We start from the raw sequence: 26,279 nt of genomic DNA, 5'->3' as shown, positions 1-26,279 counted from the left end.
CTCCCCCTCCCGGGGCGGCCCGTCCGCCCCCACGGGCTTCCTACCCGGCGGCCAGGGCGGCACGCTGGGCCGCGACCAGCTCGGCGCAACCGCCGGCGGCCAGGTCCAACAGGGCGTCCAGCTCCGCCCGTTGGAACGGCGCGCCCTCGGCGGTGCCCTGCACCTCGACAAAGGTACCGGCGTCGGTGCAGACCACGTTCATGTCGGTCTCGGCCCGGACGTCCTCGGTGTAGGCCAGGTCCAGCAGCGGCTGCCCGTCCACGATGCCCACGCTGACGGCGGCGACCTGCCCGGTCAGCGGCTCGTTCCGGCCCTTGACCAGCTTCTTCTGGCGGGCCCAGGACACCGCGTCGGCCAGTGCCACATAGGCGCCGGTGATGGCCGCGGTGCGGGTGCCGCCGTCGGCCTGGAGGACGTCGCAGTCCAGCACCACGGTGTTCTCGCCGAGCGCCTTGAAGTCGACGACGGCGCGCAGCGAGCGGCCGATCAGCCGGGAGATCTCGTGCGTCCGGCCGCCGATCTTGCCGCGCACCGCCTCGCGGTCGCCCCGGGTGTTGGTGGCCCGCGGCAGCATCGCGTACTCGGCGGTGACCCAGCCGGAGCCGCTGCCCCGGCGCCAGCGGGGCACCCCCTCGGTGAAGCTGGCGGTGCACAGGACCTTGGTGTCGCCGAAGGAGACCAGTACCGAACCCTCGGCGTGCTTGCTCCAACCGCGTTCGATGGTCACGGGGCGGAGCTGTTCGGCCGTCCGGCCGTCGATGCGAGACATGAAAGGAGCCTATAGGGCGTCCAGCCAGCGACGATCCCCGGATTCCGGGGCGGCTGCCGGGCCGTCAGATCTCGTAGACGGCGCCCGGGCGGGCCAGCTCGACCGGCCCGTCGAAGGCGGCCTTGGCGTCCCCGAGGCTCACCTGGGCCTCGGTCCACGGCGGGATGTGGGTGAGCACCAGCCGCTCGGCGCCGGCCCGTTGCGCGCACTCGCCGGCCTCCCGGCCGTTGAGATGCACCTCCGGCGCGTGCTCCTTGCCGTGGGTGAACGACGCCTCGCAGAGGAACAGGTCAACCCCGGCGGCGAGTTGGGCCAGCTCGGCGCAGTCGCCCGTGTCCCCCGAGTAGCAGAGCGAGCCGCCGGCGTGCTCGATCCGGAAGCCGTAGGTCTCCACCGGGTGGTTCACCCGGGCGGTGCGGACCGAGAACGGGCCGAGGGTGAGCACGTCGGGGGCGCCGGGCGCGCCCAGCGTGTGGAAGTCGAAGACCTCCCGCATCGCCGACTCGTCGGGCACGTCGCCGTAGGCGGTGGTCAGCCGCGCCGCGGTGTCGGCCGGCCCGTAGACCGGGACCGGCGCCGGCCGCCCGCCGTCGTGCCGGTAGTAGCGGGCGACGAAGTAGGCGCACATGTCGATGCAGTGGTCGGGGTGGAGATGGCTGAGCGCGATGGCGTCCACGTCGTACAGCCCGCAGTACTTCTGTAGCTCGCCGAGGGCGCCATTGCCCAGGTCGAGGAGCAGCCGGTAGCCCTCGGCCTCGACGAGGTAGCTGGAGCAGGCCGAGTCCGCTGAGGGGAACGACCCGGAACAGCCGACGACGGTGAGCTTCATATACGGGGGAACCTCCGTGGTGGGGTTCGAACGACTGTAAGTCGCCGAATGGCCGGCCGCCCCTCGCCGGCCCCGGGTGTGGGCGGAATCACCAGCCCGGGGGTAGCCGGCAAAACACCAGCTCGAAGAGTTCGGTCACATTCTGGTACGTGAGCGAATCCGGATGGCGAGCAGCAGTCCGACGGCGATCCAGATGGCGAACATCGAGGAACCGCCGTAGGAGAGGAACGGCAGCGGAAGACCCGTCACCGGCATGATTCCCAGCGCCATCCCCATGTTCTGGAAGGTCTGGAAGGCGACCCAGGCCACGATGCCGACCGCCACGATGGTGCCGTACGGGTCGGGCGCCTCGGCGGCGATCCGGCAGCCGCGCCAGAGCACCACCCCGAGCAGCGCGATGACCAGGCCGGCGCCGAGGAAGCCGAGTTCCTCGCCGGCCACGGTGAAGATGAAGTCGGTGTGCTGCTCCGGCACGAACTGACCCAGCGTCTGACTGCCGTGGAAGAGCCCCTGCCCGGTCAGCCCGCCGGAGCCGATGGCGATCCTGGCCTGGTTGGTGTTGTACCCCACACCGGCCGGGTCCAGGGCCGGGTTGGCGAACGCGGCGAACCGGTTGATCTGGTACTCGTCCAGCAGCCCGACCTGCCAGACCGTGATCGCCCCGGCCACCCCGAGCCCCACCAGGCCCAGCAACCAGGCCCGGCCGGTGCCGGCGGCGGCCAGCACGCCCAGCGCGATCACCGCCAGCACCATGGTCTGCCCCACGTCCGGCATCAGCATCACCAGCACCGCGGGCACCGTGACCACCAGCAGCGCCTGGAGCACGGTGCGGACGTCGGGGCCGTGCCGCCGCTGGTTGCCGCCGGGCGCCGCCAGCAGCAGCGCCATGGCGAGGATCACCCCGATCTTCAGCAGCTCGGACGGCTGGAACGCGAAGCCACCCGGCAGTTGCAGCCAGCTGCGGGAGCCGTTGACCGTGGCGCCCAGCGGACTCAGCACCAGCAGCGAGAGGGCCACGCAGGCCAGGTAGAGCACGGGCACGGCGGCCCGCAGCCGCAGGTAGCCGTACCAGACGATCAGGCCGGCCAGCGCCAGCGCGATGCCGACGTTGAGCAGCTGGCGCATCAGGAAGAACTCGGGCTCACCGTTGTTCAGGTCGGTGCGGTTGCGGGTGGCCGAGTAAACCAGCAGGGTGCCGAGGGTGGTGAGCGTCACTGCCGCGAGGGTGAGCGGCCAGTCCAGCAGGCGGGCGAGCGAGCCCCTGGCGGTGAGGATGCGCCAGACGCTCTGCTCGCCGGCCTGCGGTGCGGAGAGGGAGTAACTGCGTACGGTCACACATATGACCATACGTGTCCGATGCGCTGCGGAGCGTCAGCAGTCGCCCCGGGCGCGTGCCCCCTCGGCGGTCAGGCCGCGACGCCGCCGGCCAGGTGGTCGCCGGGGATGCCCGCCTTGTCCGGGGCGTAGTAGTCCCGGATGCCGACCGCCCAGGTGTCGACGCCGATCCGGTCGTCCGCCGAGGGCTCGAAGGCGTCGAAGAGCGCGTCGATCCGCTCCTCCTCGAAGCCGATCGCCAGCATCAGCGCCATGAAGTCGGCCCGCCCGACCGTGCCCAGCCCCTCCGGGTCACCGAGGGCGGCCAGCGCCTCGGCGAACTCGTCGATGGTGGCCTCGAACCGCTCGGGGGAGAGCACGCAGGCGGTGTACTCGTCGAAGTCGATCCGGCCGTCGCCGTTGGTGTCCAGGACGTCGGCCAGCGTCGTCCAGTACCGGTGGAAGGCCGCGCGCAGCGCCTGGTGGTCGGCGGCGGCGGAGTGCGGGGCGGCGGCCACCACCCGGTCGGCCATCAGCTCGAAGTCCACGGGCTCCAGCACCCCGTTACCGTCCGCGTCGAACAGGTCGAAGACCACCCTGACCCGGTTGACCGCCGCTGCGTGCATGGCACCGTTCACCTCTCAGTCGGCCGCGCGCGCGGGCGCGGCGGAGCGCGGTCCCGGCGCGCGGTCGCGCACCGGGACCCGGCTCCGGAACAGCCGCCCGACGATCCGGACGGCCCCCCAACTATCGGGCCGGGCAGGGCGGTTGCCCAGGGAAAGCCGGCTCACTCATCCGAAAGGGGGACGCCGGCGGCCGGCCAGGCGAAACGGCGTCGGCCCCGCCGCTCGGAAGCGGCGGGGCCGTCGGCGCGGCAGGGTGCGGTCAGGCCCAGAGCTGGCCCTGGAGCCGGGCCACGGCCTCCTCGACGGAGGCCGCCTCGTAGATCCCGGTGGAGAGGTACTTCCAGCCGGCGTCGGCGACCACGAAGACGATGTCCGCCGACCGGCCGGCGTCGGCCACCTTGCGGGCCACGCCCAGCGCGGCGTGCAGCACGGCGCCGGTGGAGACGCCGGCGAAGACGCCCTCCTGGTCCAGCAGCTCCCGCACCCGGCGCACCGCGTCCTCGGAGCCCACCGAGTACCGGGTGGTCAGCACGGAGTCGTCGTACAGCTCGGGCACGAAGCCCTCGTCCAGGTTCCGCAGGCCGTAGACCAGGTCGTCGTAGCGCGGCTCGGCGGCCACGATCTCGACCTCGGGGCGCTGCTCCCGCAGGTAGCGGCCGACGCCCATCAGGGTGCCGGTGGTGCCCAGGCCGGCCACGAAGTGGGTGACCGAGGGCAGGTCGGCGAGGATCTCCGGGCCGGTGGTGGCGTAGTGCGCGCCGGCGTTGTCCGGGTTGCCGTACTGGTAGAGCATCACCCAGTCCGGGTGCTCGGCGGCCAGCTCCTTGGCCACCCGGACGGCGGTGTTGGAGCCGCCGGCGGCCGGCGACGAGATGATCTCGGCGCCCCACATGGCCAGCAGCTGGCGCCGCTCGGCCGAGGTGTTCTCCGGCATCACGCAGATGATCCGGTATCCCTTGAGGCGGGCCGCCATGGCCAGCGAGATCCCGGTGTTCCCCGAGGTGGGCTCCAGGATGGTGCACCCGGGGGTGAGCCGGCCGTCCTTCTCCGCCTGCTCGATCATGTACAGCGCGGGACGGTCCTTGATCGAACCCGTCGGGTTCCGGTCCTCCAGCTTGGCCCAGACGCGCACCGAGTCGCTCGGCGAGAGCCGGGGCAGCCGCACCAGCGGGGTGTTCCCCACCGACGCCAGCGCGCTGTCGAAACGCATCAGCGCATGCCCCCGGCGACCGCCGGGAGGATCGTGACGCTGTCGCCGTCCTTCAGCGCGGTGCCGATGCCGTCCAGGAAGCGGACGTCCTCGTCGTTCAGGTAGACGTTCACGAAGCGGCGCAGCTCGGCGCCGTCCACCAGCCGCTCCCGGATGCCCGGGTGGTTGGCCTCCAGGTCGGAGAACAGCTCGTCGATGGTCTTCCCGTTGCCGGTGACGGCCTTCTCGCCGTCGGTGTAGGTACGGAGGATGGTCGGGATGCGGACCTCGATGGCCATGAAAGGACTCCAGAAGAAGACGGACGGACGCGGGACTGGCTACGACGACGGGCGACCGGCCGCTGGTGGTCGGATGTCGCGCACGTCCGGGAGAACCATGGCGTCATCGTATCGATTCCCGAGCAGCCGATCGAGAGCGTTCAGCATGCGAACGCCTCCGTCTCAGCGGCCGGCAAGACCACGGCTGACCAGCGTCGTTGGCGGTCGGCACGGCGAGGGCGGCGGCCGGCGGTGGGGCGTGACGGGGGGTACGGCGGGCGTTACCCGGCGGCCGGGTAGGCGTCGACCACCCGGACCTCCTCCTCGGTGACCACCTCGTCCACGATGCGGAACGAACGGAAGGAGACCGGGCCCTCGTCGTTGCCGCACTCGGCGGTGGAGACCAGCACGTAGTGCGCGCCGGGCTCGCTGGCCAGGGAGATGTCGGTGCGGGAGGGGTGCGCCTCGGTCGCGGTGTGCGAGTGGTAGATGACCACCGGCTCCTCGTCCCGGTCGTCCATCTCCCGGTGGAGCCGCAGCAGGTCCTGCGAGTCGAACTCGTAGAAGGTGGGCGAGCGGGCCGCGTTGAGCATCGGCACGAACCGCTCCGGGCGGTCCGAGCCGGCCGGGCCGGCGACGACGCCACAGGCCTCGTCCGGGTGGTCGGCCCGGGCGTGGGCGATGATCTGGTCCCGCAGTTCCGCCGTGATGGTCAACATGGGGCCACCATAAGCCGCGGCCTCCGGCGGGACGCCACGGGGCCGGGCGGCTTACTTGGCCAGCGTGATGTCGTCCGCCGACTCGGCCTGCTCGGCGGCCAGCTCGGCGGCCTCGATCTCCTCCTCGGAGTCCCCCGCGTCCCGCCGCCGCACGTAGACCAGCACCTTGCGCAGCTCCGCCCGCACCACCGGGGCCAGCAGGTAGAGCCCGATGATGTTGCAGACCGCGGCCAGGAAGAGGAAGGCGTCCGCCAGCTCCACCAGGGTGCCCAGCGAGAGCAGCGCGCCGCCGACGGTGAGCAGGCAGAACAGGACCTTGTAGCTGCCGTCGGCGAACCGGCCGGCGCCGAACAGGTGCGTCCACGCCTTGAGACCGTAGTAGCCCCAGGTGATGATCGTGGCGAAGGCGAAGAGGAAGACGGCCACGGTGAGCACCACGGGGAAGCCGGGCAGCGCGGTCTCGAAGGCGTCCGAGGTGATCGAGATGCCGACGGCGTTCCCCTCGACCGACTCGCCGGCCGCCGCCCGCTCCCTGGCCTCCTGGTAGAGCGGGCCGCCGGCCACCACGATGGTGAGCGCGGTCATGGTGCAGATCACCACGGTGTCCAGGAACGGCTCGATCAGCGCGACCAGGCCCTCGGTCGCCGGCCGCTTGGTCTTGACCGCCGAGTGCGCGATCGGCGCCGAGCCGACGCCCGCCTCGTTGGAGAACGCGGCCCGCTGGAAGCCGACGATCAGCGCGCCGACCAGGCCGCCGGCCACCCCCTCGGGGCTGACCGCCGCGCGGCAGATGGTGCTCACCGCGCCGGGCACCGCGGTGGCGTTGCAGCCGATCACCACCAGGCAGGCGGCGCAGTAGAGGATCGCCATGGCCGGCACCAGCCGGCTGGTGACCCGGCCGATCGCCCGGATGCCGCCGAGCAGCACCAGCCCGGCGAGGACGGCCACCAGCGCGCCGAAGAGCAGCGCCCCGGCGGAGCCGGCGAAGAACGTGGTGTGGTCCTCGGTGACCGCGACCAGCTGCTCCAGGCTCTGGTTGACCTGGAAGAGGTTGCCGCCGAAGAACGCGAAGAACAGGATCATCACGGCGGCCAGCAGCGAGAGCGCGCCGCCCAGCCGGGGCAGCCCGCGCTCGGCGAGCCCCTTGCGGAGGTACTGCATCGGCCCGCCGGAGACCCGCCCCCGCTGGTCGATCTCCCGGTACCGGACGCCCAGCGTGCACTCGACGAACTTGCTGGCCATGCCGAGGAAGCCGCAGAGCATCATCCAGACGGTGGCGCCGGGGCCGCCGATCGAGACGGCGATGGCCACGCCGGCGATGTTGCCGAGCCCGACGGTGCCGGAGACCGCCGAGGTCAGCGCCTGGAAGTGGGTCACCTCGCCGGGCGCGTCCGGCTGCTCGTAGCGGCCCCGCACCAGCCGGACGGCCAGCGGCAGGTGCCGGATCTGCACGAAGCCGAAGAGCAGGGTGAAGACCAGCCCGGCCACCGCCAGCCACCCCACGATCAGGGGGAAGCCGCCGCCGAAGAGTTCGACCTCGTAGAACACCACGCCGGTGAGCGCGGAGCTGACGGGTTCGACGAGGTCGTTGACCGTCCGGTCGATCCCGTCGGTCCAGGAGTGTGGGCTCGCCATAAACGGACTCCTGACGGTGCGCGAAATAAAAGCACCGTCAGGTTATCCGTGAACGAAGGTCACGGCAGAAGTGTCGCCACCAGTGACTCCTGGAGTCCGCCGAGCCAGAGAAAGGCCATCACCATGGGTTTTCTCGGGTCTTCGTCCGGCAGTTCGAACAGCTTTTCCGTGGTGGACTCGTCCTCGATATCGAGCCGCGCGGCGATCACCAGCCGCAGGTCGTTGAGCCCGCCGAGCCAGGTCTCGGCGGCCGGCCCGGCCAGCGTCAGCGGGGCCCCCTCGGCCCCCGGGGGGCGGCGCGCGGCCGCCCCGTCCAGGTCGCGGACCATGGCCAGCAGCCGCTCCCGCTTCTGGGCGCGCAGGTCGCTCTCGGTGAAGCGGCGGAACTCGGCCGAACGGGTGCGTCCCTCGGGGCCGGCGCCCCGCTCCGGGTCCACGTAGGCGTCCGGGAAGAGCCGGGCCAGGGCCGGGTCGGTGGGCGGCTCGGTGGGGCCTTCGGCGAAGAGCGCGGCCAGCGGGTCGGCGTCCTCGGCCACCGTCTCCTCGGGCCCGATCAGCTCCAGCAGCTGCACCGCCAGGCTGCGCAGAATGGAGATCTCGACCTCGTCGAGCACGACCCTGGCGCCGCCGTCCCGGCCGCCGGCCGGCTCGAAATAGCCGGACATCAGCGGTCCTGCTGGAGCGTCGCCCAGAGCCCGTATCCGTGCATCGCCTGCACGTCCCGCTCCATTTCCTCCCGGGTGCCCTGGGACACCACGGCCCGGCCCTTGTGGTGGACGTCAAGCATGAGTTTCTTGGCCTTGTCCTTCGAATAGCCGAAATAGGTCTGGAAGACGTAGGTCACGTAACTCATCAGATTCACCGGGTCGTTGTGCACCACGGTGACCCATGGGACGTCCGGCGCCAGCGCCTGGTCGGGCGCGGCCTGCTCCTCGGTGCGTTCGATCTCCACGGGCATGGCAGTCACACCCCCCATGCTGCCACCACCCCCACCCCCCGACCCAAACGGCCCGGGCGGCGACCCACCAGAGAGATATCGTCAATCTGACGAGATTGGGGGTACGCTGAGGCCATGGACGTCATGGACCACAGGCGGCCGGGGCCGCTGGTGACGGTGCCCTCGACCGCGCTCTTCACCGACCAGTACGAGCTGACCATGCTGCGCGCCGCCCTCCGGGCCGGCACCGCGCACCGCCGCTCCGTATTCGAGGTCTTCACCCGGCGACTGCCCGAGGGCCGCCGCTACGGGGTGGTGGCCGGCACCGGCCGGGTGCTGGACGCGGTGACCAACTTCCGCTTCGAACCCGAGATGCTCGACTTCCTCGACCGCAACGAGGTGGTCGACGGCCCCACCCTCGACTGGCTGGCCGACTACCGCTTCCGCGGCACGGTCCGCGGCTACCCCGAGGGCGAGGTGTACTTCCCCGGCTCGCCGATCCTCCAGGTGGAGGGCACCTTCGCCGAGTGCGTGGTGCTGGAGACGGTGGTGCTCTCCATCCTCAACCACGACTCGGCGGTCGCCGCCGCCGCCTCCCGGATGGCGGTGGCCGCGGCCGACCGCCCGCTGATGGAGATGGGCGCCCGGCGGACCCACGAGCTGAGCGCGGTGGCCGCGGCCCGCGCCGCCTACGTGGGCGGCTTCTCGACCACCTCGAACCTGGCCGCCGGCTACCGCTACGGCATCCCGACCGTCGGCACCAGCGCGCACGCGTTCACGCTGCTGCACGACACCGAGCGGCACGCGTTCACCGCCCAGGTCGACTCGCTGGGCCGCGGCACCACGCTGCTGGTGGACACCTACGACGTGGCCGAGGCGGTGCGCACCGCGGTCGAGGTCGCCGGGCCCGAGCTGGGCGCGGTCCGGATCGACTCGGGGGACCTGCTGATGGTCGCCCACCAGGTGCGCCGGCAGCTGGACGAGCTGGGCGCCCAGGAGACCAGGATCGTGGTCACCAGCGACCTGGACGAGTACGCCATCGCCTCGCTGGCCGCCGCCCCGGTGGACGCCTACGGCGTCGGTACCCAGCTGGTCACCGGCTCCGGCCACCCCACCTGCTCGATGGTCTACAAGCTGGTCGCCCGGGCCGAAGGGGAGGGGCCGGACGCGCCGATGCGGCCGGTCGCCAAGAAGTCGCTGGGCGGCAAGCTCTCGGTGGCCGGCGTCAAGTGGGCCGCCCGGCCGACCGACCCGGAGGGGTACGCCGAGGCCGAGGTGATCGGCACCGGCGAGGTGCCGGCCGAGCTGGCCGACCGGCGGCTGGGCGTCGAGCTGGTGCGGAACGGCGAGCCGGTCGGCCGGGAGTCGCTCGACGCCGCCCGGGAGCGGCACGTCCGGGCCCGCGCCGGGCTGCCGCTGTCGGCCACCCAGCTGTCCCGCGGCGAGCCCGTCCTCCCGACCCGCTACCTGACACCCACCGCATGAGGCCGACGCTTAGTAGGCTCGGGCCCGGCCCGGGTTCCATGGTCACCGGGTTCACCGGCTTTACCGGGTCCACCAGGTCCACCGGGTTGACCGGGTCCATCGGGTTCATCGAGAGAACGAGGTGCTGGCGATGTACCGCGCGTTGATCGTCGTCGATGTGCAGAACGACTTCTGCGAGGGCGGCAGCCTCGCCGTCGCCGGCGGCGCCGACGTCGCCGCCGCGATCACCGATCTGATCGGCGCGGCGACGCCCGGCTACCGGCATGTGGTGGCCACCAGGGACCGGCACATCGACCCGGGCGGGCACTTCTCGGCCGACCCGGACTTCCGGACCAGCTGGCCGCGGCACTGCGTGGCCGGCACCGAGGGGGTGGGCTTCCACCCGAACTTCGCCCCCGCCGTCGCCTCGGGCGCCGTGGAGGCCTGCTTCGACAAGGGCGCGCACGAGGCCGCCTACAGCGGCTTCGAGGGCCGGGACGAGTCCGGCACCGGCCTCGCCGAGTGGCTGCGGGCCCGGGACGTGACCGAGGTGGACGTGGTGGGCATCGCGACCGACCACTGTGTGAAGGCCACCGCGCTGGACGCGGCCGAGGCCGGCTTCCGCACCCGGGTGCTGCTGGGGCTCACCGCCGGGGTGGCGGGGCAGACCGTCGAGCAGGCGCTGACCGAGCTGGCCGGCGCCGGCGTGGAGCTGACCGGCAGCCCGGTGGTCCGGGCCTGACGGGACTGACCGGGCTGACGGGCCTGACCGGCCGGCCCCCGGACGGTCAGGAGGCCAGCCGGGCGGCCGGGCGGAGCAGGTGCGTCATCGGGTGCCAGCCCTCCGTGAGGCCGCACGGCGCCGACCGCCAGACCACGCCCTCCGGGTGGTGCAGCACGGCGGAGATCTCGTCCGGGGTGGGCGGGGCCGCGTTGCCCCTGAGGTAGACCTCCCGCAGGCCGAGGTTCCGCACCCGGGTCAGCGCCCTGGGGCGGTTCGCCGCGTGCACCAGCACCCGCACCGTGCGGCCTGACGCGTCGGGCCTCGGCACGGCCAGCGCGACGACGACGCTGCCGTCCGGCAGCCGCACAAACCCTCCGTCGGTCATCGGACACCTTTCCCGGCTCGTTCTCCTTCGATGATGGCTTACGACATCCTTACGCGATCGGCCGCCGCCCGTCGAGGGGCGGCGGCCGATACATGCTCTGACCTGCGGTTTTCTAGTTGGTCACAGTGACACCCGACGATCATGAACGCACTGCGACCCGATCATCACCGGACGTGTCCGGTCAGAACCCGCTGCGCGAGACCAGCACCACCAGCGGCCGGGTCTCGTTCCTCGGCTCCACGAGCACCGAGATCCGGGTGTTGGTGTTCGGGACGATCACGCTGTTCCCGGGGTTGGCCTCGTCGTAGTAGTCCCCCCGACGGTCGTCGAAGGCGCGGGCCGCGTCCTGGCTCGGCAGGGTGGTGGGCACGCCGTTCTGATGGACGGTCAGCTCGGCGGTGTCGGACCGGCCGAAGGTGGCGTCCCTGGCCTGGAAACGGTTGCGGAGCGGCGAACCGTCCGCCCACGTCTCGGCCGTCGGGTGCGCGTCCACCGGCAGGATCAGGCCCTCGCCCGGGTGCTGGCTGGTGTTGTTGTCGGTCTGCGAGGTGTCCCACAGCCACACCAACATGCCGTTCTCGTAGGAGTAGTGCTCGACCCAGTCCGGCCGCTCGTCCAGCCAGCCGAAGTTGTACGGGCCGTTCTCCAGCGTGGTGTCGTAGCCGACGTACTGACGGCTCTCCACGATGTAGTACTGCGGGTAGTCGTCGGTGATCGAGGCGCCGACCACGGAGAACCCGTTGACCTGCCAGTCACCCTCGCCGTCCTCGGCGTTGTCGCTGAAGACGACCTCGCCGTCGGCGGTGATGGTGATCTCGTCGGCGGTGAAGCCGGTCTCGGCCAGCGCGCCGTCGGTCTGGTAGCGGAACCGGACGTCCACGCTGCCGCCCGCGTAGGCGTCCAGCGGGACGGAGACGGCCCGGTGGCCGTCCGAGACGCCGGTGATCACCGGGCGGTCGGCGCTGTCCCTGGGCAGCGGCTCGCCGTCCACGGTGCCGTCCAGCGGGGTCCAACCCGAGCCGGTGGACGCCTCGATGTAGAGGTTGTCGTACCCCTCCTCGATGGACCACCAACCGGTCAGGTCCAGCGAGGCGGTGCTGGCGCCGGTGAGGTCGACGGTCCGGGTGAGGGTGTTGCTCAGGTCGTCGCCCGAGCCGCTCCACCACTGGGACTCGCCCTCGGCGGGCTCGGCGATCTCGTGGGTGACGGTCTTCTCCGGCAGCTCGACGATCACCGCCTGGGTGCTGTCCCGCTGCGGGTAGACCTCGCTGGACGGGCCGAGCAGGTGCAGCGAGGTGGACGCGGCCTGCGCCACCTCGTAGTCCAGCCAGCCGAGTTGCAGCTTCTCCCAGGAACCCATGTCGTTGGGCAGGGTGCCGATCGCGCCGTCCCCGTTGCCCAGCCAGGAGCCGGAGGACATCGCGGACCAGAACGCGGTGCCGTTCTCGCCGCCCGCGGTGTCGTAGAGGTCGGGCAGCCCGAGGTCGTGGGCGTACTCGTGGGCGAAGACGCCGACGCCGCCGTTCTCCGGCTGGATGGTGTAGTCACCGATCCACAGCCCGGTGTCGCCGATCTGGGTGCCGCCGGCCAGGTTGTAGTCCGGACCGGTGTGGCCGATCTGGTCGTTGTAGGCGTACCAGCGGTGCGCCCAGATGGCGTCGTCGCCCTGCGCCCCGCCGCCGGCCGACGCGTCCTCGCCGGCGTGCACGATCTGGAAGTGGTCCAGGTAGCCGTCCGGCTCGTTGAAGTCGCCGTCGCCGTCGTAGTCGTAGCGGTCCTGGACGTCGTACTCGGCCAGGATCTCGGCGATCTCCTCCGGGCTCACGCCGGCCGCGAGCTGGTCCTCGTACCAGACCGTGACGCCGTGCGCGATGACGTCCCAGACCTCTTCGCAGACGTTGCTGCCGCAGATGTTGGTGCCGTACCTGGCCTCGTTGTAGTCGACCTTCACCCAGTCGGTCACGTGGCCGTCGATGGAGTAGCGGCCGGAGGACTGCTGCTCGAAGTACTGCTTGACGGACGGTACGTCGGGGTCGTCCGAGTAGTAGATGTCCTCGTAGTACTGGCGGTCGAAGTCCTCCTGCCAGATGGTGGAGTTGTCCACCTCCCGGTCGGGCTCCGCGATCTCGTTGGCCAACGGGCCCGGGTCGCCGCCGTAGACGGGGTCGACCTGGTCGCCGAACTCCACCAGCACGGTGAAGATCTTGTCGGTGCCGGTGGTGGCCACCTCGACGAACTCGCCCTCGCTCAGTTCGACGACCTCGGAGCCGGCCAGTGTGGTGGCGTCGGACTCACCGGAGATGAGCTGCTGGTACGCCTGCTGCCGCCGCGCGTCGCGCTTCTCGGCGAGCGGGTTCTCCAACTCGTGCTCGGCGGCGTTGAATCGCAGGTCCTGGGCCGGTTCCTCGGTGCCCTGGGCCGGCGGCTGCGCCTGCGCGGTACCGGTCGGCACCAGAGCCGCCGCACCGAGTGCGGCGATCACCGTCGCGACGGCGGCGGTCGTGGATCTCGTGGATCTCTTTCCTAGCTTCACCTGTTCGCCAGTCCTCCCCTGCGCACGCAGTGTTCTCGCAGTGTTCTAACGGGACGCATTTGACATGAGTAAGACAGAAAAAGACAGCCCTTGATTCCGGGTTGGGAGCCAACTACCGTTTTTCGGCGGCCTGTCGGCGTACCGTCAGCGACGCGGCCCGGCGGTCGCCCCGTCCGGGTGAACCGGTGCGCCCCCCGTGCTCCCACCGCGGCACTGACCGGGTGCTTACCCCGTTCGTCCGGCGGGCATCGAGGCTCGTAGAGTCGTCGCCGAGGGGCCTCCCCTCGGCTCTCCGGCCGGCTACAGCACTCCATCCGAGGACGGAACCCGCCATGCCGCACCCGACCGCCGCGCAGCTCGTCTACGGTTCGGTCACCGTGGTCTCCCTCACCCTGCTGGCGCTGTTCGTCGCGCCCGAACTCCCGGGCCCGGCCGCGCTGTTGGTCGCGGCCGGGGCGCTGGCGGCGGGCACCGCGGTGGCGCTGCGGTTCGGCGCCGGGCGCCGGGCCGGCCGCCCCGACGCGGCGCCGGCGGCCCCGGCGGAGCCGGACGACCGGCCGGCCGGGACCGCGCCGGCGACGCCCCGGCGGACGCCCGCCGACCGCCGCCGGGTGCAGGTCCGGGCCTGACCGGACTGACGGCGTGGCCGGGCTGACCGGGACCGACCAGGGATGACCATGGATGACCGGGACCGTCGCCGAGTGGCCGGTTGCGGTTCGGGGTTGCTCTGGTCGGAGCCAAGGCTTGTCCTGGGATGACCGGGCGCTGGCCAGGGCTGCTGGAGGCTGACCGGTTCGGGTCCGGGGTTGGTCCTGGTCGGGGCCGACGGCAGCTGACCGGGTGCGGGGACCGGGTTGGGTCCGATCCGGTCCGGGGTTGGTCTCGGGTGACCGAGGGCTGACGGGGCTGACCGGGTCCGGGTCCGGACGAGGTCAGGTCCGGGTCCGACCGGGTCCGGGTCTGATCGGGTCCGGGTCTGATCGGGTCCGGGTCTGATCGGGCGACGGCCCGGCCGGCAGGGGTGTTCGGGCCGGTTCGGGGGGCGGCGGTCAGCGGGCGGTGACCACGACGGTGCGGGCCGCCTTGTCGTGCAGACACTGCCGGTAGGGCTGGTCCCAGGTGCAGAAGAGCACGTTGACCAGCCAGAAGACGAAGCCCACGCAGGACACCAGCTGCGGCAGCGAGTAGACGGCGGCGCGCAGCCACCCGGGGCGGCCCTGCGGTACGGAGCCGTCGGCCAGCATCGCCACCCGGATCCGCATCGCCATCTTGCCCAGCGTCTGCCCCCGGGCGCTCAACATCAGCCCCTCGTAGACGAAGTACACCAGGATGATCACGGCCTGCCGCAGGTAGCCCTCGCCACCGCCGCCGTCGTCGAAGTCGTAGGCACCGATGATCGGCCAGAGCAGCAGGGTCATCGGGATGCCGACGACCAGCATGTCGATGATCCGGGCCAGCAGGCGGCGGCCCAGCGGGGCCAGCGGCGGCATCCCGGCCAGCGGGTCGGCGGCGCCCTGCGGCCCGCCGTACGGGTTGCTCCCGTAACGGTCGGCCCCGCCGACGCCGGCCACCCCCGTGGTGTCGCCGGCCGCCGGGGGCGGCGGCGCCGGCGGCAGGCCCGGGTCGCGGGAGTTGGCCGGATCGACGGGCCGGTGCCGGCCCGGCTCGGCGTCGGGGGGCCGGTTTCGTTCCGGCTCGCCGCCGGGGCCTGGCTGGGGCTGCTCGGTGCTCATGGCAGCGAGTCCACCCCGACCCCGGCGACCGCGCATCCGGGCGGGCGGCGGACGGGCTACTGGGCTGGGCCGACCGGGTCAGCCGGCTGCCCCCGGCCCGCGACGAAGGTACGCGCCGCCTTGTCGTGCCAACCCTGACGCCACGGCTGGTCCCGGGTCGCCAGGATCATGTTGACGATCCCGACCAGGACCAGCGACAGCGAGTTGTAGACCAACCAGCGCACGATCGCCCGCCCGAAGGAGGGCGCCTCCTGGCTCTCCATGTCCAGCACCTTGAGGCCGAGCATCGCCTTGCCCGGGGTGGTGCCCCAGAGCGCGACCGGCAGCACCTCGAAGAGCAGGCCGACGCCGAAGAAGACGCCGAGCACCATGGCGAGATAGCCGCCCGTGGTGCCGTCGATCAGCCAGACCGTCTCGTTGACCCCGGCGTGCTCGATGGCGTCGACGCGGTCGCTGAGGTGGTCCCGCGCGTCGCCGAGCAGCGGCACCGCCAGCGCGATGGCGCCACCCAACGGGAGGAGCGAGTCGATGATCCGGGCGAAGAGCCGCCGCCCGGAGGTCGCCGGGTACTTCTGCTCCGGCCCGCTGAACTTCGCCATCATGGTGAGCGGCGAGCCCTCGTGGGACTGGAGGTAGGCGGACTGCGCCGCCTGCGGCGACTGCTGCTGCGGGTACCCGTAGCCGCCGCCCTGCGGACCACCGGCGGCCGGCGGCGGATAGCCGTAGCCGCCCCCCTGCGGGGGACCGCCCTGCGGACCACCGGCCGGCGGCGGGAAGCCGTAACCGCCGCCCTGCGGGGCGCCGGCGGCCGGCGGCGGGAAGCCGTAGCCACCGCCCTGCGGACCACCGGCCTGCGGCGGGAAGAGCTGTCCTGGCTGCGGGACGCCCTGCGCCGGGCTGGGCTGGCCGCCCGGGCCGCCGGCGGCGGGCGGGAAGCCCTGGCCCGGCTGCGGAGTACCGGCGGCCGGGGGCTGCGCCCCGAACCCGCCCTGGCCGGGCGGCGCCTGCTGGCCGGGCTGCTGGCCCAGCGGCCCCGGATGCTGACCCGGCTGGCCGGGCTGGGCCTGCGGCGCGGTCGGCGCGCTGGCCTGGGCGGCCTGCGCCGGCGCGCCCGGCAGCCCGAGCCCGGGCGGCCCGGCGGCGGGCCCCGGCGCCTGCGGCCCGGCCTGCGCCGGCGGCTGCTGCGCGGGCACCGCCGGCTGGGCCGGCTGCCGCGGCGCCGCCGCCGGCGCGGCGGCCTGGCCCGCCGCGCCCGGCAGGCCGAGCCCGGGCGGGCCGGCGGCCGGCGGCTGGCTGGCCGCGGCCGGCGCGGTCTGCGGTGCGGTCTGGGGCGCGGTCGGCGCCAGCGGCTGCGGCTGCGGGGCCGAACCGGCCGCCGGCGCGGCCGCGTCGGGGACGCTCGGCGGCGCGCCGGCGTCGGCCGGCTTGGGCTGGCCCGGCAGGCCGAGCCCGGGCGGCCCGGCCGCGGCGGCCGGCTGCTGCGGCGGATCGGCCTGCCGCGACCCGAAGGTCCGCTCGTCGCGGGGCTCGGCGTCCGCGGCCGGCGCGGCCGCCTGCCGCGGCACGGCCGGCGGCTCGGAGCCCTCGGACGGCGCACGCAGGAACTGGCCCCGCGGGTCGACGCGGCCGGCGGCGGCCACCGGGGAGGTGCTGGCGTCCTCGTCGGGGCGCCAGGAACCACCGCGCTGGTCGCGGCTGGCCGCGATCTCCGCGCGGTTCTCCCGCACCGGCAGCGCGGCGCGGCCGTCCCCGCCGTCCTGCGCGGGCGGGGTCGCCGGCGGCGTCGCCGGGGCGGCGGCGGCCGACGGCGGGGTGGGCAGCGGCTCGCCTTCCCTGGGCTCCGGCCGGCTGCTGCCGGCCACCCAGGTCTGGCCGTCCCAGTACCGGATATAGCCCGGAATGGACGGGTCTGGATACCAGTTGGGCCCCGGGCCGCCGCTGGCGTTTCCTGCGGGTGGGAGGCTCATAGGCGGGCCGAATCTCCTCGTCCGTGCATCCTGCTGAATGGTCGCTGCGGGATACGATGCTACGTCGCCGCGCGGACGGCGGTACCCCTCATCAGTCTGTCGTACCACGGACCTTAACCAACAGCCGCCGGTACCGGGGAACCGAGGCACCTCTCCGTCCGCGGTCGGCCCGCCGCGGCCCCCGGCGACCGCGCTACTCCCGTCGCCCGACGGCCTGTTCACGCCCCCGCCGCCCGCCGCGCGCCCCCTGCCGGGCCCGGCCGGGACCCCGTCCGGGTCCCCGTCAGCGCCACGGCCGAGCCCCCCGCCCCCGTACCGCGAAGCGCGAACCGGCACGCCGTGAACGGCCCGTCGTGGCACCCGGTAAGGCGGCCGACGAAAGAAAGCGAGAAAAGTCCGGCGAACCCGTGTAAGAGTCGGCATCCGGTCCCCTCTCTTCCCCCAGCGGCGTTCACCGTCGCGCGGTGACCCAAGGAACGGACCAGAGAACAAGGGGGTCTTGCCATGCAGACCATCATCGAGCGGGAGTTGGACGTCCAGCTGGTGCTCTCCGTCGAGCGGAGCATTCCCGTGCCCGCCCGGCTCACCTACCGTTCGGACGACCCCTACGCCGTGCACATCACCTTCCACATCGGTTCGGACGCGCCCGTGCACTGGACCTTCGCCCGGGAGTTGCTGGTGGAGGGGATCTTCCGGCCGGCCGGGCAGGGCGACGTGCGGGTGTGGCCGGAGGTGCCGGAGGAGTGCCAGCGGCTGGAGACCCGGGTGTGCCTCTCGCTGCGCTCCCCGGACGGCGACGCGCTGCTGCGCATCCCGGGCCACACCGTGGCGGCCTGGTTGGAGCGGACCATGCGGGTGGTGCCGCCCGGGCGCGAGGCGCGCGACTGCGACCTGGACGGGGAGTTGCGGGCGCTGCTGGCCAGCCCGTTCACCACGGACGCCGCCCCCTACCCGACGGAGGCGTCCCCGTTCACCGCGGACTCGGCCTCGTTCGCCACGGAGGGCGCGCCGTTCCCGGCGGACGGGGAGGCGGGCCGGCCGGAGCCGGAGGAGCGGCACGACCGGGCCGGCGAGCCGGCCGGCCCGGCCGAGCTACCGCCCGGCCTGCCCCGGGCGCCGGGGCTGGCCGACCTCTCCCGGCTGACCGACCTCACCGACCTGGTGGGGCTCCAGGAGTTCGTCGGCCGGTGTCCCGCCGAGCCGCCGACCGCCCGGCACGACGTCAGCCGGCTCGGCGACCTCGCCGACCTGCCCGAGCGCGCCGTCGACCTGTCCCCCGACATCCCCGCCGAACGCCGGGTCGACCTCTCCGACATCTCCGGTGTCTCGGACCTCCCCGACCGCCCCGACCGGGGCGACGGCACCGACCGCGGCGGCCGCCGGGAGGAGCCCGGGGAGGCGGCCGGCTGAGCCGGCGGCGTGCCGCACCAGCGGTATCACGCGCATGGGCACCGGGTTGGAGAGGGCGATCACGGTGGACGAGCGGACGATGCCGGCGAACCCGACGACCTGGTCGATCACCCGCTGGAGGTCCTCGTTGGAGCGGGCCACCAGGCGGCACAGCAGGTCGCCCTGGCCGGTGATGGTGTGCAGTTCGAGCACCTCGGGCACCCGGCTGAGGTGCCGGCGGACCCGCTCGCCCACCCCCTGGGTGATCTCCAGGGTGACGAAGGCGGTGACCGGGAAGCCGATCGCGGCCGGGTCCACGTCGGGCCCGAAGCCCCGGATCACGCCGCGGGCCCGCAGCTTCTCCAGCCGGGCCTGGGCCGTGCCGCGGGCCACCCCGAGCCGGCGGGACACCTCCAGCACCCCGATCCGCGGCTCCCGCGCGAGCAGCTCGATCAGCCGGGCGTCCAGCGCGTCGATCGCCATCCCCCACCCCTCCCGTACCAGGGCTCACCGAGCCCTGGGCAGCCTGTGCGAAACGACCGGCGTGACCCGGCCATGGGTGTACAACATGCCCACAAAAAACGTCGGCTATTGCACAGAATGCCAGGGCGGCGCACCCTGCGAGCATGACTGCGCACACGACTGGACACAGCCTGGACGACCCCTTCCCGGTGCGGGGCATGGACGCGGTGGTCTTCGCGGTGGGCAACGCCAAACAGGCCGCGCACTACTACTCGACGGCGTTCGGGATGACCCTCGTCGCCTACCGGGGGCCGGAGCACGGCAGCCCCGAACTCGCCTCCTACGTCCTGGAGTCGGGCGGCGCCAGGTTCGTCCTCACCTCGGTGGTCAGGGCGGCCGGCGAGGAGGCCCGGGCGCTGGCCCGGCACGTCGCCGAGCACGGGGACGGCGTGGTGGACCTGGCCATCGAGGTGCCGGACGCCAGGGCCGCCTTCGCCTACGCGACCGCGCAGGGCGCCCGGCCGATCCAGCCGCCGGAGGAGGTCACGGACGAGCACGGCACGGTGGTGCTGGCGGCCGTCGCCACCTACGGCGAGACCCGGCACACCCTGGTGGAGCGCCGCGACTACAAGGGCCCCTACCTGCCGGGCTACCACCCGGCGCGCCCGCTGGTCGCCCGCCCCGAACGGCGCTTCTTCCAGGCCGTCGACCACTGCGTGGGGAATGTCGAACTCGGCCGGATGAACGAGTGGGTGGAGTTCTACCAGCGGGTGATGGGCTTCACCAACATGAAGGAATTCGTCGGCGACGACATCGCGACCGAGTACTCGGCCCTGATGTCCAAAGTGGTGGCCGACGGCTCACGGAAGGTGAAGTTCCCGATCAACGAGCCGGCCCCGGGCCGGAAGAAGTCGCAGATCGACGAGTACCTGGAGTTCTACGGCGGCGCCGGCGTCCAGCACATCGCGCTCGCCACCAACGACATCGTGCGCACCGTCGACGAGATGCGGGCCGCCGGGGTGGAGTTTCTCGACGTGCCGGACTCCTACTACGACGAGTTGGGCTCCTGGGTGGGCGAGACCCGGGTGCCGGTGGAAACCCTGCGCGAACGCCGGGTGCTCGCCGACCGGGACGAGGACGGCTACCTCTTGCAGATCTTCACCAAGCCGGTACAGGATCGCCCGACCGTCTTCTTCGAGTTGATCGAACGGCACGGGTCGATGGGGTTTGGCAAAGGGAACTTCAAAGCTCTCTTCGAGGCAATCGAGCGTGAACAGGCGCGGCGGGGGAATCTGTAACTACACCACCCCCCACAACCGCCCCCGCGACCTGCACTCGCGGGGGCGGTCCCCGTTCCGGGCGGCCCCGGCGTCGGCCAGGCGACCTAGCAGCCGGGCACGGCCCCGTCGTCGCCGGCCGCCAGCGCCCGCAGCGCCGTCACCGCGCCGGCCAGGTCGTCCACCGGCACCAGCCGCAGCCCGTCCGGCGCGTTGCCCTCGGCCGCCGGACACTCGTCGCGCGGCACCAGGAAGACCGTGGCGCCGTCCTGCCGGGCCGCGTGGGTCTTCAGCGCCACCCCGCCGACCGCGCCCACCGTGCCGTCCGCGTCGATGGTGCCGGTGCCGGCGACGACCGCCCCGCCGGTCAGCTCGTCCCCGGCGTCCAGCAGCGCCACCACCCCGAGGGCGAAGAGCAGCCCGGCGCTCGGGCCGCCCACGTCGGAGAGTTCCAGGGACACCTCGATGCCCTCGTCCGCCCGGTCCAGGAAGCCCAGCGCGGCGGCCGTCGCCGCGTCCTGCGACCGGCGCATCTGCGTCTCGTTGTGCTCGGTGATCTCCTCGGGGCTCTCCCCCACCGGGTACACCGACTCGCTGGGCAGCACGGCCCGGTCGCCGGCGAGGTAGCCGCCGAGCACGTCCGCCAGCCGGACGGTCTCGCCGGGCGAGGTGGCGTTGATGGTGGTCATCCGCAGCTCGCCGGAGACCGGCCGGGTCTCGGCGCCGCTGATCCGGATCACCGGCTCGTCGGCGTGCTCGCCGAGCACGTCGGCCGTCATGCCCGGCTCGGTGACCACGAAGGGCAGCGGCGCCAGCGCGGTCACCCCGAGCAGCGCGGCGAACGCCGCGCCGCAGCCGGCGAGCACCCACCGCCTGCGCCGCTCGGGCGGCGCCTTGTCGGCTGGGCTGGCGGGGGCCTTCGAGGCGGGCGGCGCTGCGGGCATGGCAGCGAATCTAACGCAGCGCCCCGCCGGCCGCGCCGGCGCCCGCCCCGCCGCGCGCTACCGCAGCGCCTCGGCCACCTCGCGGGCGGCCCGCACCACCCGGGGGCCCACCTCGGGCGGCACCGTCTCGCTGAGCATCACCACGCCGACGCTGCCCTCGATCCCGCACTCGGCCGGCAGCGGCGCCGCCGCCCCACTGGCCCCTGCCTCCAACTCGCCGTGGGTGGCGACGAACCCGTCCTCGTTGTCGATGTCCTTGCAGCGCCGGGTGAGGATCGCCCGGCCGGCGGCGCCCCGCTCCAGCGGGTGCCGGTACCCCGTGCGGTAGGCCACGTGGTAGTCCGTCCAGCTGGGCTCGACCACCGCGATGGCCAGCGCGTCGGTGCCGTCCACCACCGTCAGGTGGGCGGTCGCGCCCAGCTCCTCGGCCAGGGTGCGCAGCGCCGGCAACGCCGCGTCCCGCACCAGCGGATGGACCTGGCGCCCCAGCCCCAACACCCCGATGCCGACCCGGGCCCGGCCGCTGGCGTCGCGGCGGACCAGCGAGTGCTGTTCCAGGGTGGCCAGCAGACGGTAGACCACCGTCCGGTTCACGCCGAGCCGGCGGGACAGCTCGGTCACGGTCAGGCCGTGGTCCGTCTCCGCGAGCAGTTTGAGGACGCGCAGTCCTCGGTCGAGCGTCTGAGAGGTCTCCGTGGTCACGACGCCCCCTTCTCAGGTGAGCCCGCCACCCACGTCGCCCGCGCCACCCGACCCGGCCGCGGCACGCGCGCGGGACGACGGCGCGGTTGCCTGGTGGCACAAGCCGGCTGCACTTCCCGGAAGCGGCTCTGCACCCGGGGTGTACGCGTGACCGGAAATGTAGCCAGGGTTACCGCTCAGCGGAAGGGGCTGTCCAGAATCCGAGCGTCCCGCCGCGGCCGAACCACGCCAAGCGCCCCGAGCCGGCCGGCAACCGCCGAAACCCGCCCCAGCGGCGCGAACCCGCCCCAACTCCCCGCCCGCGCCCGCCGGTCAGCGCATCCGGGTGGCCCACTCCCGGACCTTGCGCATCCGCTGCTCCAGCTGCCCCGGCGTGGCCTCCGCCGTCGGCGGGCCGCCGCAGACCCGGCGCAGCTCGGTGTGGATCACCCCGTGCGGCTTGCCCGACTGGTGTGAGTACGCGCCCACCAGGGAGTTCAGCTCCCGCCGCAGCTCCATCAGCTCCTTGTGGGAGAGCACCGGCCGCCGCTCGGCGGGCAGCTCGATCAGGTCGGCCTCGGCGTCCGGCCGGCGGCGGCTGTGCGCGATCTGCCGGGCCTGGCGCTTCTGCAGCAGCATCTGCACCTGGTCCGGCTCCAGCAGCCCGGGGATGCCCAGGTAGTCCTGCTCCTCCTCGCTGCCCGGATGCGCCTGCATCCCGAACTCGGCCCCGTCGTACATCACCCGGTCGAAGACCGCGTCCGACTCCAGTGCTTCGAACGGCAGTTGCTCCTCGGCGCCGGGCTCGTCCCGCTCCCGTTCCGCCTCGGCCAGCTCCTTCGCCTCCTCGGCGAACGGGTCCTCCTCGCCCTCCCGCCTCGGCTTGTCCAGCACGTGGTCGCGCTCCAGCTCCAGCTCGTGCGCGAAGCCCAGCAGCGACGGGATCGTCGGCAGGAAGACGGAGGCCGTCTCGCCGCGCCGCCTGGACCGCACGAACCGGCCGACCGCCTGGGCGAAGAAGAGCGGCGTCGAGATGGTGGTGGCGTAGACCCCGACCGCCAGCCGGGGCACGTCCACCCCCTCGGAGACCATCCGCACCGCGACCAGCCAGCGGGCGTCCGAGTCCCGGAACTCCTCGATCCGGCCGGAGGCGCCGGCGTCGTCGGAGAGCACCAGCGTCGCCGCCTCGCCGGTGATCTCCCGCAGCAGCTTGGCGTAGGCACGCGCGGAGTCCTGGTCGGTGGCGATCACCAGCCCGCCCGCGTCGTGGATGGACCGGCGGACCTCCAGGAGCCGCCGGTCGGCGGCGCGCAGCACGGCCGGCATCCACTCGCCGCGCGGATCGAGCGCGGTGCGCCAGGCCTGCGAGATCGCGTCCTTGGTCATCGGCTCGCCGAGCCGGGCGGCCACCTCGTCGCCGGCCTTGGTCCGCCAGCGCATGTTGCCGCTGTAGGAGAGGAAGATCACCGGCCGCACCACACCGTCGGCCAGCGCGCTGCCGTACCCGTAGGTGTAGTCGGCGACCGAGCGCCGCACCCCGTCGGTGCCCTCGGCGTAGCCGACGAACGGGATCGGGTTGGTGTCCGAGCGGAACGGCGTGCCGGTCAACGCCAGCCGCCTGGTCGCCGGTTCGAACGCCTCCAGGCACGCCTCGCCCCACGAGCGGGAGTCCCCCGCGTGGTGGATCTCGTCCAGGATCACCAGCGTCTTCCGCTGCTCACAGCGGTTGCGGTGGAGCATCGGACGCACCCCGATGCCGGCGTAGGTGATGGCCACCCCGTGGTAGCTCCGGCCCAGCGGGCCGGCGCTGTACTCCGGGTCCAGCCGGATGCCTATCCGGGCGGCGGCCTCGGCCCACTGCGTCTTCAGGTGCTCCGTCGGCGCCACCACGGTGACCTGCTGCACCACGTGGTGGTGGAGCAGCCAGGAGGCCAGGGTCAGCGCGAAGGTCGTCTTGCCGGCGCCGGGGGTGGCGACGGCGAGGAAGTCCCGGGGCTGCGTCCGCAGGTACTCCTCCATCGCCGCCTGCTGCCAGGCGCGGAGCTTGCTGGCCGTACCCCAGGGCGCCCGCCCGGGGAAGGCCGGCGACAGCTGGGAGGAGGGGGCCGGGGAGGCGGGCGAGGACGACGAGGAGGGGGCGGTGGTAGTCACGGTCTCCGGTGCGGTCTCGATGACACGGTCGATCGGCAACCGAGCCAGCCTAACCGCTCCCGCGGGAGCCCCGTCGACCTCACCCCGCCCCCGACAACTCCCGCAACGCGTGGCCGACCACCCCGACGTCCTCGATCTTCCCGGCCGCCACCTCCATCACCAGGTCGTAGGCGCGTTCCTGGTCGACGTCGAGCAGGGACACTCCGTTCAGGTCGAGGAAGACCGCCGTGCACAGCCAGGCGAGCCGCTTGTTGCCGTCGACCAGCGGGTGGTTGCCGGCCAGCGACTGGAGCAGCGCCCCGGCCTTCTCGAACAGGTCGGGATAGGCCGGCACGCCGTACATCTCGGACGCCGGCCTGTGCGACGCGGAGGAGAGCAGGCCCAGATCCCGCACCACGACCGGCTGGGCACCGCAGGCCAGCGTCGCCAGGTCCAGCGCCTCGGCGACGGTCAGGTACTTCACCGCGCTACTCCCCCAGCCTGCGCAGCAGATCCGCGTGGCGGGTGGCATAGGCGGCCCCCAGCTTGCGGACCGTCTCCCGGTCGGCTTCCTCGACGAGATAGCGCTCAACCGCCTGAACCACTATGGCGTGCATACTGCGCCCCTCGCGCTCCGCACGCTCCCGCAGGACTCGCTGGGTCTCCTCGGGCAAACGCACATTCATCGCCATACCAAAAAGGTACCAGGAGTGGTACCAGTCTGGTACCTCTCTCAGGCGCCTGCCGACCCCGCCGGGGCCGGTTCGCGCAGGCGGCCGCCGACCAGGATGCCGAGCAGGGCGACCACCGCCGTCGCCGTGTAAACCGCGACGAACGCCCCGACGCCGATCGCCTGGCCGGCGCCGGCCGTCGTGGCCTCGGCGGCGTGCGCGGTGGCGGCCGAGGCGTCGCCGCCGAGCGCGGCGAAGAGCGCGCCCACCGTGGTGAGCATCACCACGTTGGCCAGGCTGTCGCAGAGCTGCAGCGAGGCCACGTTGCCGCCCGCCTCGCGCGGCGTGGAGAAGCGCAGCACCAGCACGCCCAGCGTGGAGACCACCAGGCCCATCCCGAACGCGCCGACCCCCAGGGTCAGCACCGGCAGCCAGACCGGCGCCGCCGACAGCAGCACCAGCGGCGTGCTGCCCACCCCCAGGGCGATCAACACGGTGCCGAACCTGACCAGTTCGAAGCGGTGCGGCTCCGCCCAGGGCCGGGACTGGGCCCACGAGCCGAGCGCCCAGGTGGCGCCGGAGGCGGCCAGCGAGAGGCCGGCCTGGGTGTAGGACAGGTCCCGCTGGGTCACCAGCAGCAGCGGCAGGAACGTCTGGGTGGCGAGGTAGGCGGCCGAGATCACCCCGCGCAGCGCCACCACCGAGGGCAGCCCGCGGCGCAGCCGGAAGGTGCCGGCCGGCAGCAGCCGGGCCGCCGAGGGCGCCAGCAGCACCAGGCCGACCCCGACCGGCAGCAGCGCGAGCCAGCGCGGCTCCTGCCCGCCGTACTGGAGCAGCCCGGCGCCCACCGCGACCGCCACCGCCAGCCGCAGCCGCCGCCGGTCCAGCCGCCGCGCCGCGCCCTCCGGCGGCCCGGACACCGACCGGCGCAGCGCCGGCAGCAGCACCAGCAGGGGCAGCACCACCAGCACCGTGATGCCGAGGAACACCCAACGCCAGCCCAGCTGTTCCGTGATGGTGCCGGCGATCACCGGGCCCACCATGGACGGCACCACCCAGGACGCCGAGAACGCGGCCAGCGCCGCCGGCCGCAGCCGCTCGGGGAAGGCCAGCCGGACCGTGACGTACAGGGCGACGATGACCAGTCCGCCGCCCACCCCCTGGAGCGCCCGGCCGAGCACGAAGACCCACATCGACTGGGCCGCGCCGGAGGCCAGCAGCCCCAGCGCGAAGGTGGCTATCCCGCTGAGCACCGGCGGCAGCGGCCCGGACCGGTCGCACCACTGACCGGAGACCGCCATGCCCAGCAGGCTGGTGGTGAAGAACGCGGAGAACGCGAACGCGTAGAGCGAGACCCCGTCCAGCGCCTCGGCGGCGGCCGGCATCGCGGTGCCCACCGCCATCGCCTCGAAGGCGATCAGCAGCACCGTGGCGACACAGCCCAGGGTCAGCGCCCGGTAGGGGGCGCTCAGCACCCCGCCGGTCGGCTCGGCTGGCGGGTCGTGGGCGACGACGTGCCGCGGGGGGACCGGCTGGCCCGGCCCCCCGGTCTCCTCCGGCTGGGCGGCCTCGGCGCCGGTGGCCTGCGTGGGTGGTTGCATGACCCCCACGGTAAGGACCGAA

24 protein-coding genes and 2 pseudogenes are annotated in these 26,279 nt (G+C 73.3%); 5 read left to right on the top strand and 21 right to left on the bottom strand.

Features of this window, described 5'->3' with window-relative positions:
• Positions 1-40 precede the first annotated feature (40 nt).
• From rph to clpS, 10 genes are all read right to left on the bottom strand, one after another.
• A complete protein-coding gene (rph, locus tag RM844_RS16525) occupies positions 41-769 on the bottom strand; it encodes a ribonuclease PH (protein ID WP_311667969.1) in 729 nt (242 codons plus the stop codon).
• Between the two features lie 64 nt (positions 770-833).
• Positions 834-1,598: an MBL fold metallo-hydrolase gene (locus RM844_RS16520; protein ID WP_311667968.1), complete on the bottom strand. Its 765-nt coding sequence runs from the start codon at positions 1,596-1,598 to the stop codon at positions 834-836.
• A gap of 135 nt (positions 1,599-1,733) precedes the next feature.
• Positions 1,734-2,945, bottom strand: coding sequence for a rod shape-determining protein RodA (gene rodA / locus RM844_RS16515; RefSeq protein ID WP_394814526.1), 1,212 nt, complete (start codon positions 2,943-2,945; stop codon positions 1,734-1,736).
• Between the two features lie 59 nt (positions 2,946-3,004).
• Positions 3,005-3,538 carry an EF-hand domain-containing protein gene (locus tag RM844_RS16510; RefSeq protein ID WP_311667966.1) on the bottom strand — a complete coding sequence of 178 codons (534 nt, stop codon included), beginning with the start codon at positions 3,536-3,538 and terminating at the stop codon, positions 3,005-3,007.
• A 259-nt stretch (positions 3,539-3,797) separates the two neighbouring features.
• Positions 3,798-4,748: a PLP-dependent cysteine synthase family protein gene (locus RM844_RS16505; RefSeq protein ID WP_311667965.1), complete on the bottom strand. Its 951-nt coding sequence runs from the start codon at positions 4,746-4,748 to the stop codon at positions 3,798-3,800.
• On the bottom strand, positions 4,748-5,026 hold the full coding sequence (locus RM844_RS16500) for a MoaD/ThiS family protein (protein ID WP_311667964.1): 279 nt from the start codon (positions 5,024-5,026) through the stop codon (positions 4,748-4,750). Before RM844_RS16500 ends, RM844_RS16505 begins: the two co-directional genes overlap by 1 nt.
• Before the next feature lie 260 nt (positions 5,027-5,286).
• Positions 5,287-5,724 carry a M67 family metallopeptidase gene (locus tag RM844_RS16495; RefSeq protein ID WP_311667963.1) on the bottom strand — a complete coding sequence of 146 codons (438 nt, stop codon included), beginning with the start codon at positions 5,722-5,724 and terminating at the stop codon, positions 5,287-5,289.
• 51 nt (positions 5,725-5,775) lie between these two features.
• The gene (locus tag RM844_RS16490; RefSeq protein ID WP_311667961.1) at positions 5,776-7,359 is read right to left on the bottom strand and encodes an alanine/glycine:cation symporter family protein; all 1,584 of its coding nucleotides are present in this window, start codon (positions 7,357-7,359) and stop codon (positions 5,776-5,778) included.
• Positions 7,360-7,418: 59 nt separating this feature from the next.
• Complete coding sequence (locus RM844_RS16485; RefSeq protein WP_311667960.1) at positions 7,419-8,024, bottom strand: DUF2017 domain-containing protein; 606 nt, start codon at positions 8,022-8,024, stop codon at positions 7,419-7,421.
• Positions 8,024-8,335 (bottom strand): ATP-dependent Clp protease adapter ClpS, encoded by a 312-nt coding sequence (gene clpS / locus RM844_RS16480; RefSeq protein ID WP_311667959.1) that lies wholly within the window; start codon positions 8,333-8,335, stop codon positions 8,024-8,026. The genes RM844_RS16485 and clpS overlap by 1 nt, the downstream gene beginning before the upstream one ends.
• A 105-nt stretch (positions 8,336-8,440) precedes the next feature.
• Here clpS and RM844_RS16475 point away from each other — a divergent pair, with 105 nt between their 5' ends.
• Positions 8,441-9,781 (top strand): nicotinate phosphoribosyltransferase, encoded by a 1,341-nt coding sequence (locus RM844_RS16475; protein WP_311668155.1) that lies wholly within the window; start codon positions 8,441-8,443, stop codon positions 9,779-9,781.
• 130 nt (positions 9,782-9,911) lie between these two features.
• Complete coding sequence (locus RM844_RS16470; protein WP_311667957.1) at positions 9,912-10,502, top strand: isochorismatase family protein; 591 nt, start codon at positions 9,912-9,914, stop codon at positions 10,500-10,502.
• 46 nt (positions 10,503-10,548) lie between these two features.
• Here the strand turns inward: RM844_RS16470 and RM844_RS16465 are convergent, their stop codons facing one another.
• Entirely contained in the window at positions 10,549-10,869 is a 321-nt protein-coding gene (locus RM844_RS16465) for a hypothetical protein (protein ID WP_311667956.1), read from the bottom strand.
• A 181-nt stretch (positions 10,870-11,050) separates the two neighbouring features.
• Positions 11,051-13,402, bottom strand: coding sequence for an immune inhibitor A domain-containing protein (locus RM844_RS16460; RefSeq protein ID WP_311667955.1), 2,352 nt, complete (start codon positions 13,400-13,402; stop codon positions 11,051-11,053).
• 332 nt (positions 13,403-13,734) lie between these two features.
• On the opposite strand from RM844_RS16460, the gene RM844_RS16455 reads away from it, so the two are divergent.
• A complete protein-coding gene (locus tag RM844_RS16455; protein WP_311667954.1) occupies positions 13,735-14,031 on the top strand; it encodes a hypothetical protein in 297 nt (98 codons plus the stop codon).
• 420 nt (positions 14,032-14,451) lie between these two features.
• Here the strand turns inward: RM844_RS16455 and RM844_RS16450 are convergent, their stop codons facing one another.
• Positions 14,452-15,135: an RDD family protein gene (locus RM844_RS16450; RefSeq protein WP_311667953.1), complete on the bottom strand. Its 684-nt coding sequence runs from the start codon at positions 15,133-15,135 to the stop codon at positions 14,452-14,454.
• A 56-nt stretch (positions 15,136-15,191) separates the two neighbouring features.
• Entirely contained in the window at positions 15,192-17,102 is a 1,911-nt protein-coding gene (locus tag RM844_RS16445; RefSeq protein WP_311667952.1) for an RDD family protein, read from the bottom strand.
• 504 nt (positions 17,103-17,606) lie between these two features.
• On the opposite strand from RM844_RS16445, the pseudogene RM844_RS16440 reads away from it, so the two are divergent.
• Positions 17,607-18,071: pseudogene (locus tag RM844_RS16440) on the top strand (SsgA family sporulation/cell division regulator); the annotation flags it as partial.
• A 432-nt stretch (positions 18,072-18,503) separates the two neighbouring features.
• Here the strand turns inward: RM844_RS16440 and RM844_RS16435 are convergent.
• Positions 18,504-18,974 (bottom strand): annotated as a pseudogene (locus RM844_RS16435) (Lrp/AsnC family transcriptional regulator); the annotation flags it as partial.
• A gap of 143 nt (positions 18,975-19,117) precedes the next feature.
• On the opposite strand from RM844_RS16435, the gene hppD reads away from it, so the two are divergent.
• A complete protein-coding gene (hppD, locus tag RM844_RS16430; protein ID WP_311667951.1) occupies positions 19,118-20,251 on the top strand; it encodes a 4-hydroxyphenylpyruvate dioxygenase in 1,134 nt (377 codons plus the stop codon).
• Positions 20,252-20,337: 86 nt separating this feature from the next.
• Here hppD and RM844_RS16425 read toward each other — a convergent pair whose 3' ends face one another.
• The 6 genes from RM844_RS16425 to RM844_RS16400 all read right to left on the bottom strand — a co-directional run bounded on the left by RM844_RS16425 (position 20,338) and on the right by RM844_RS16400 (position 26,257).
• Positions 20,338-21,174: a S16 family serine protease gene (locus tag RM844_RS16425; protein ID WP_311667950.1), complete on the bottom strand. Its 837-nt coding sequence runs from the start codon at positions 21,172-21,174 to the stop codon at positions 20,338-20,340.
• Between the two features lie 57 nt (positions 21,175-21,231).
• Positions 21,232-21,876, bottom strand: a complete 645-nt coding sequence (locus RM844_RS16420) for an IclR family transcriptional regulator (protein WP_311667949.1) — start codon at positions 21,874-21,876, stop codon at positions 21,232-21,234.
• Between the two features lie 312 nt (positions 21,877-22,188).
• A complete protein-coding gene (locus RM844_RS16415; RefSeq protein WP_311668154.1) occupies positions 22,189-24,006 on the bottom strand; it encodes a DEAD/DEAH box helicase in 1,818 nt (605 codons plus the stop codon).
• A 79-nt stretch (positions 24,007-24,085) separates the two neighbouring features.
• Positions 24,086-24,469, bottom strand: coding sequence for a type II toxin-antitoxin system death-on-curing family toxin (locus RM844_RS16410; RefSeq protein WP_311667948.1), 384 nt, complete (start codon positions 24,467-24,469; stop codon positions 24,086-24,088).
• 4 nt (positions 24,470-24,473) lie between these two features.
• Positions 24,474-24,677 (bottom strand): Arc family DNA-binding protein, encoded by a 204-nt coding sequence (locus RM844_RS16405; protein ID WP_311667947.1) that lies wholly within the window; start codon positions 24,675-24,677, stop codon positions 24,474-24,476.
• Positions 24,678-24,718: 41 nt separating this feature from the next.
• Positions 24,719-26,257 (bottom strand): MFS transporter, encoded by a 1,539-nt coding sequence (locus RM844_RS16400; protein ID WP_311667946.1) that lies wholly within the window; start codon positions 26,255-26,257, stop codon positions 24,719-24,721.
• Between the last annotated feature and the right edge of the window lie 22 nt (positions 26,258-26,279).

The sequence above is a fragment of the Streptomyces chisholmiae genome (genome assembly GCF_031845445.1).
GTDB lineage: Bacteria > Actinomycetota > Actinomycetes > Streptomycetales > Streptomycetaceae > Streptomyces > Streptomyces chisholmiae.
This window is presented reverse-complemented; position numbering and strand designations above follow the sequence as displayed.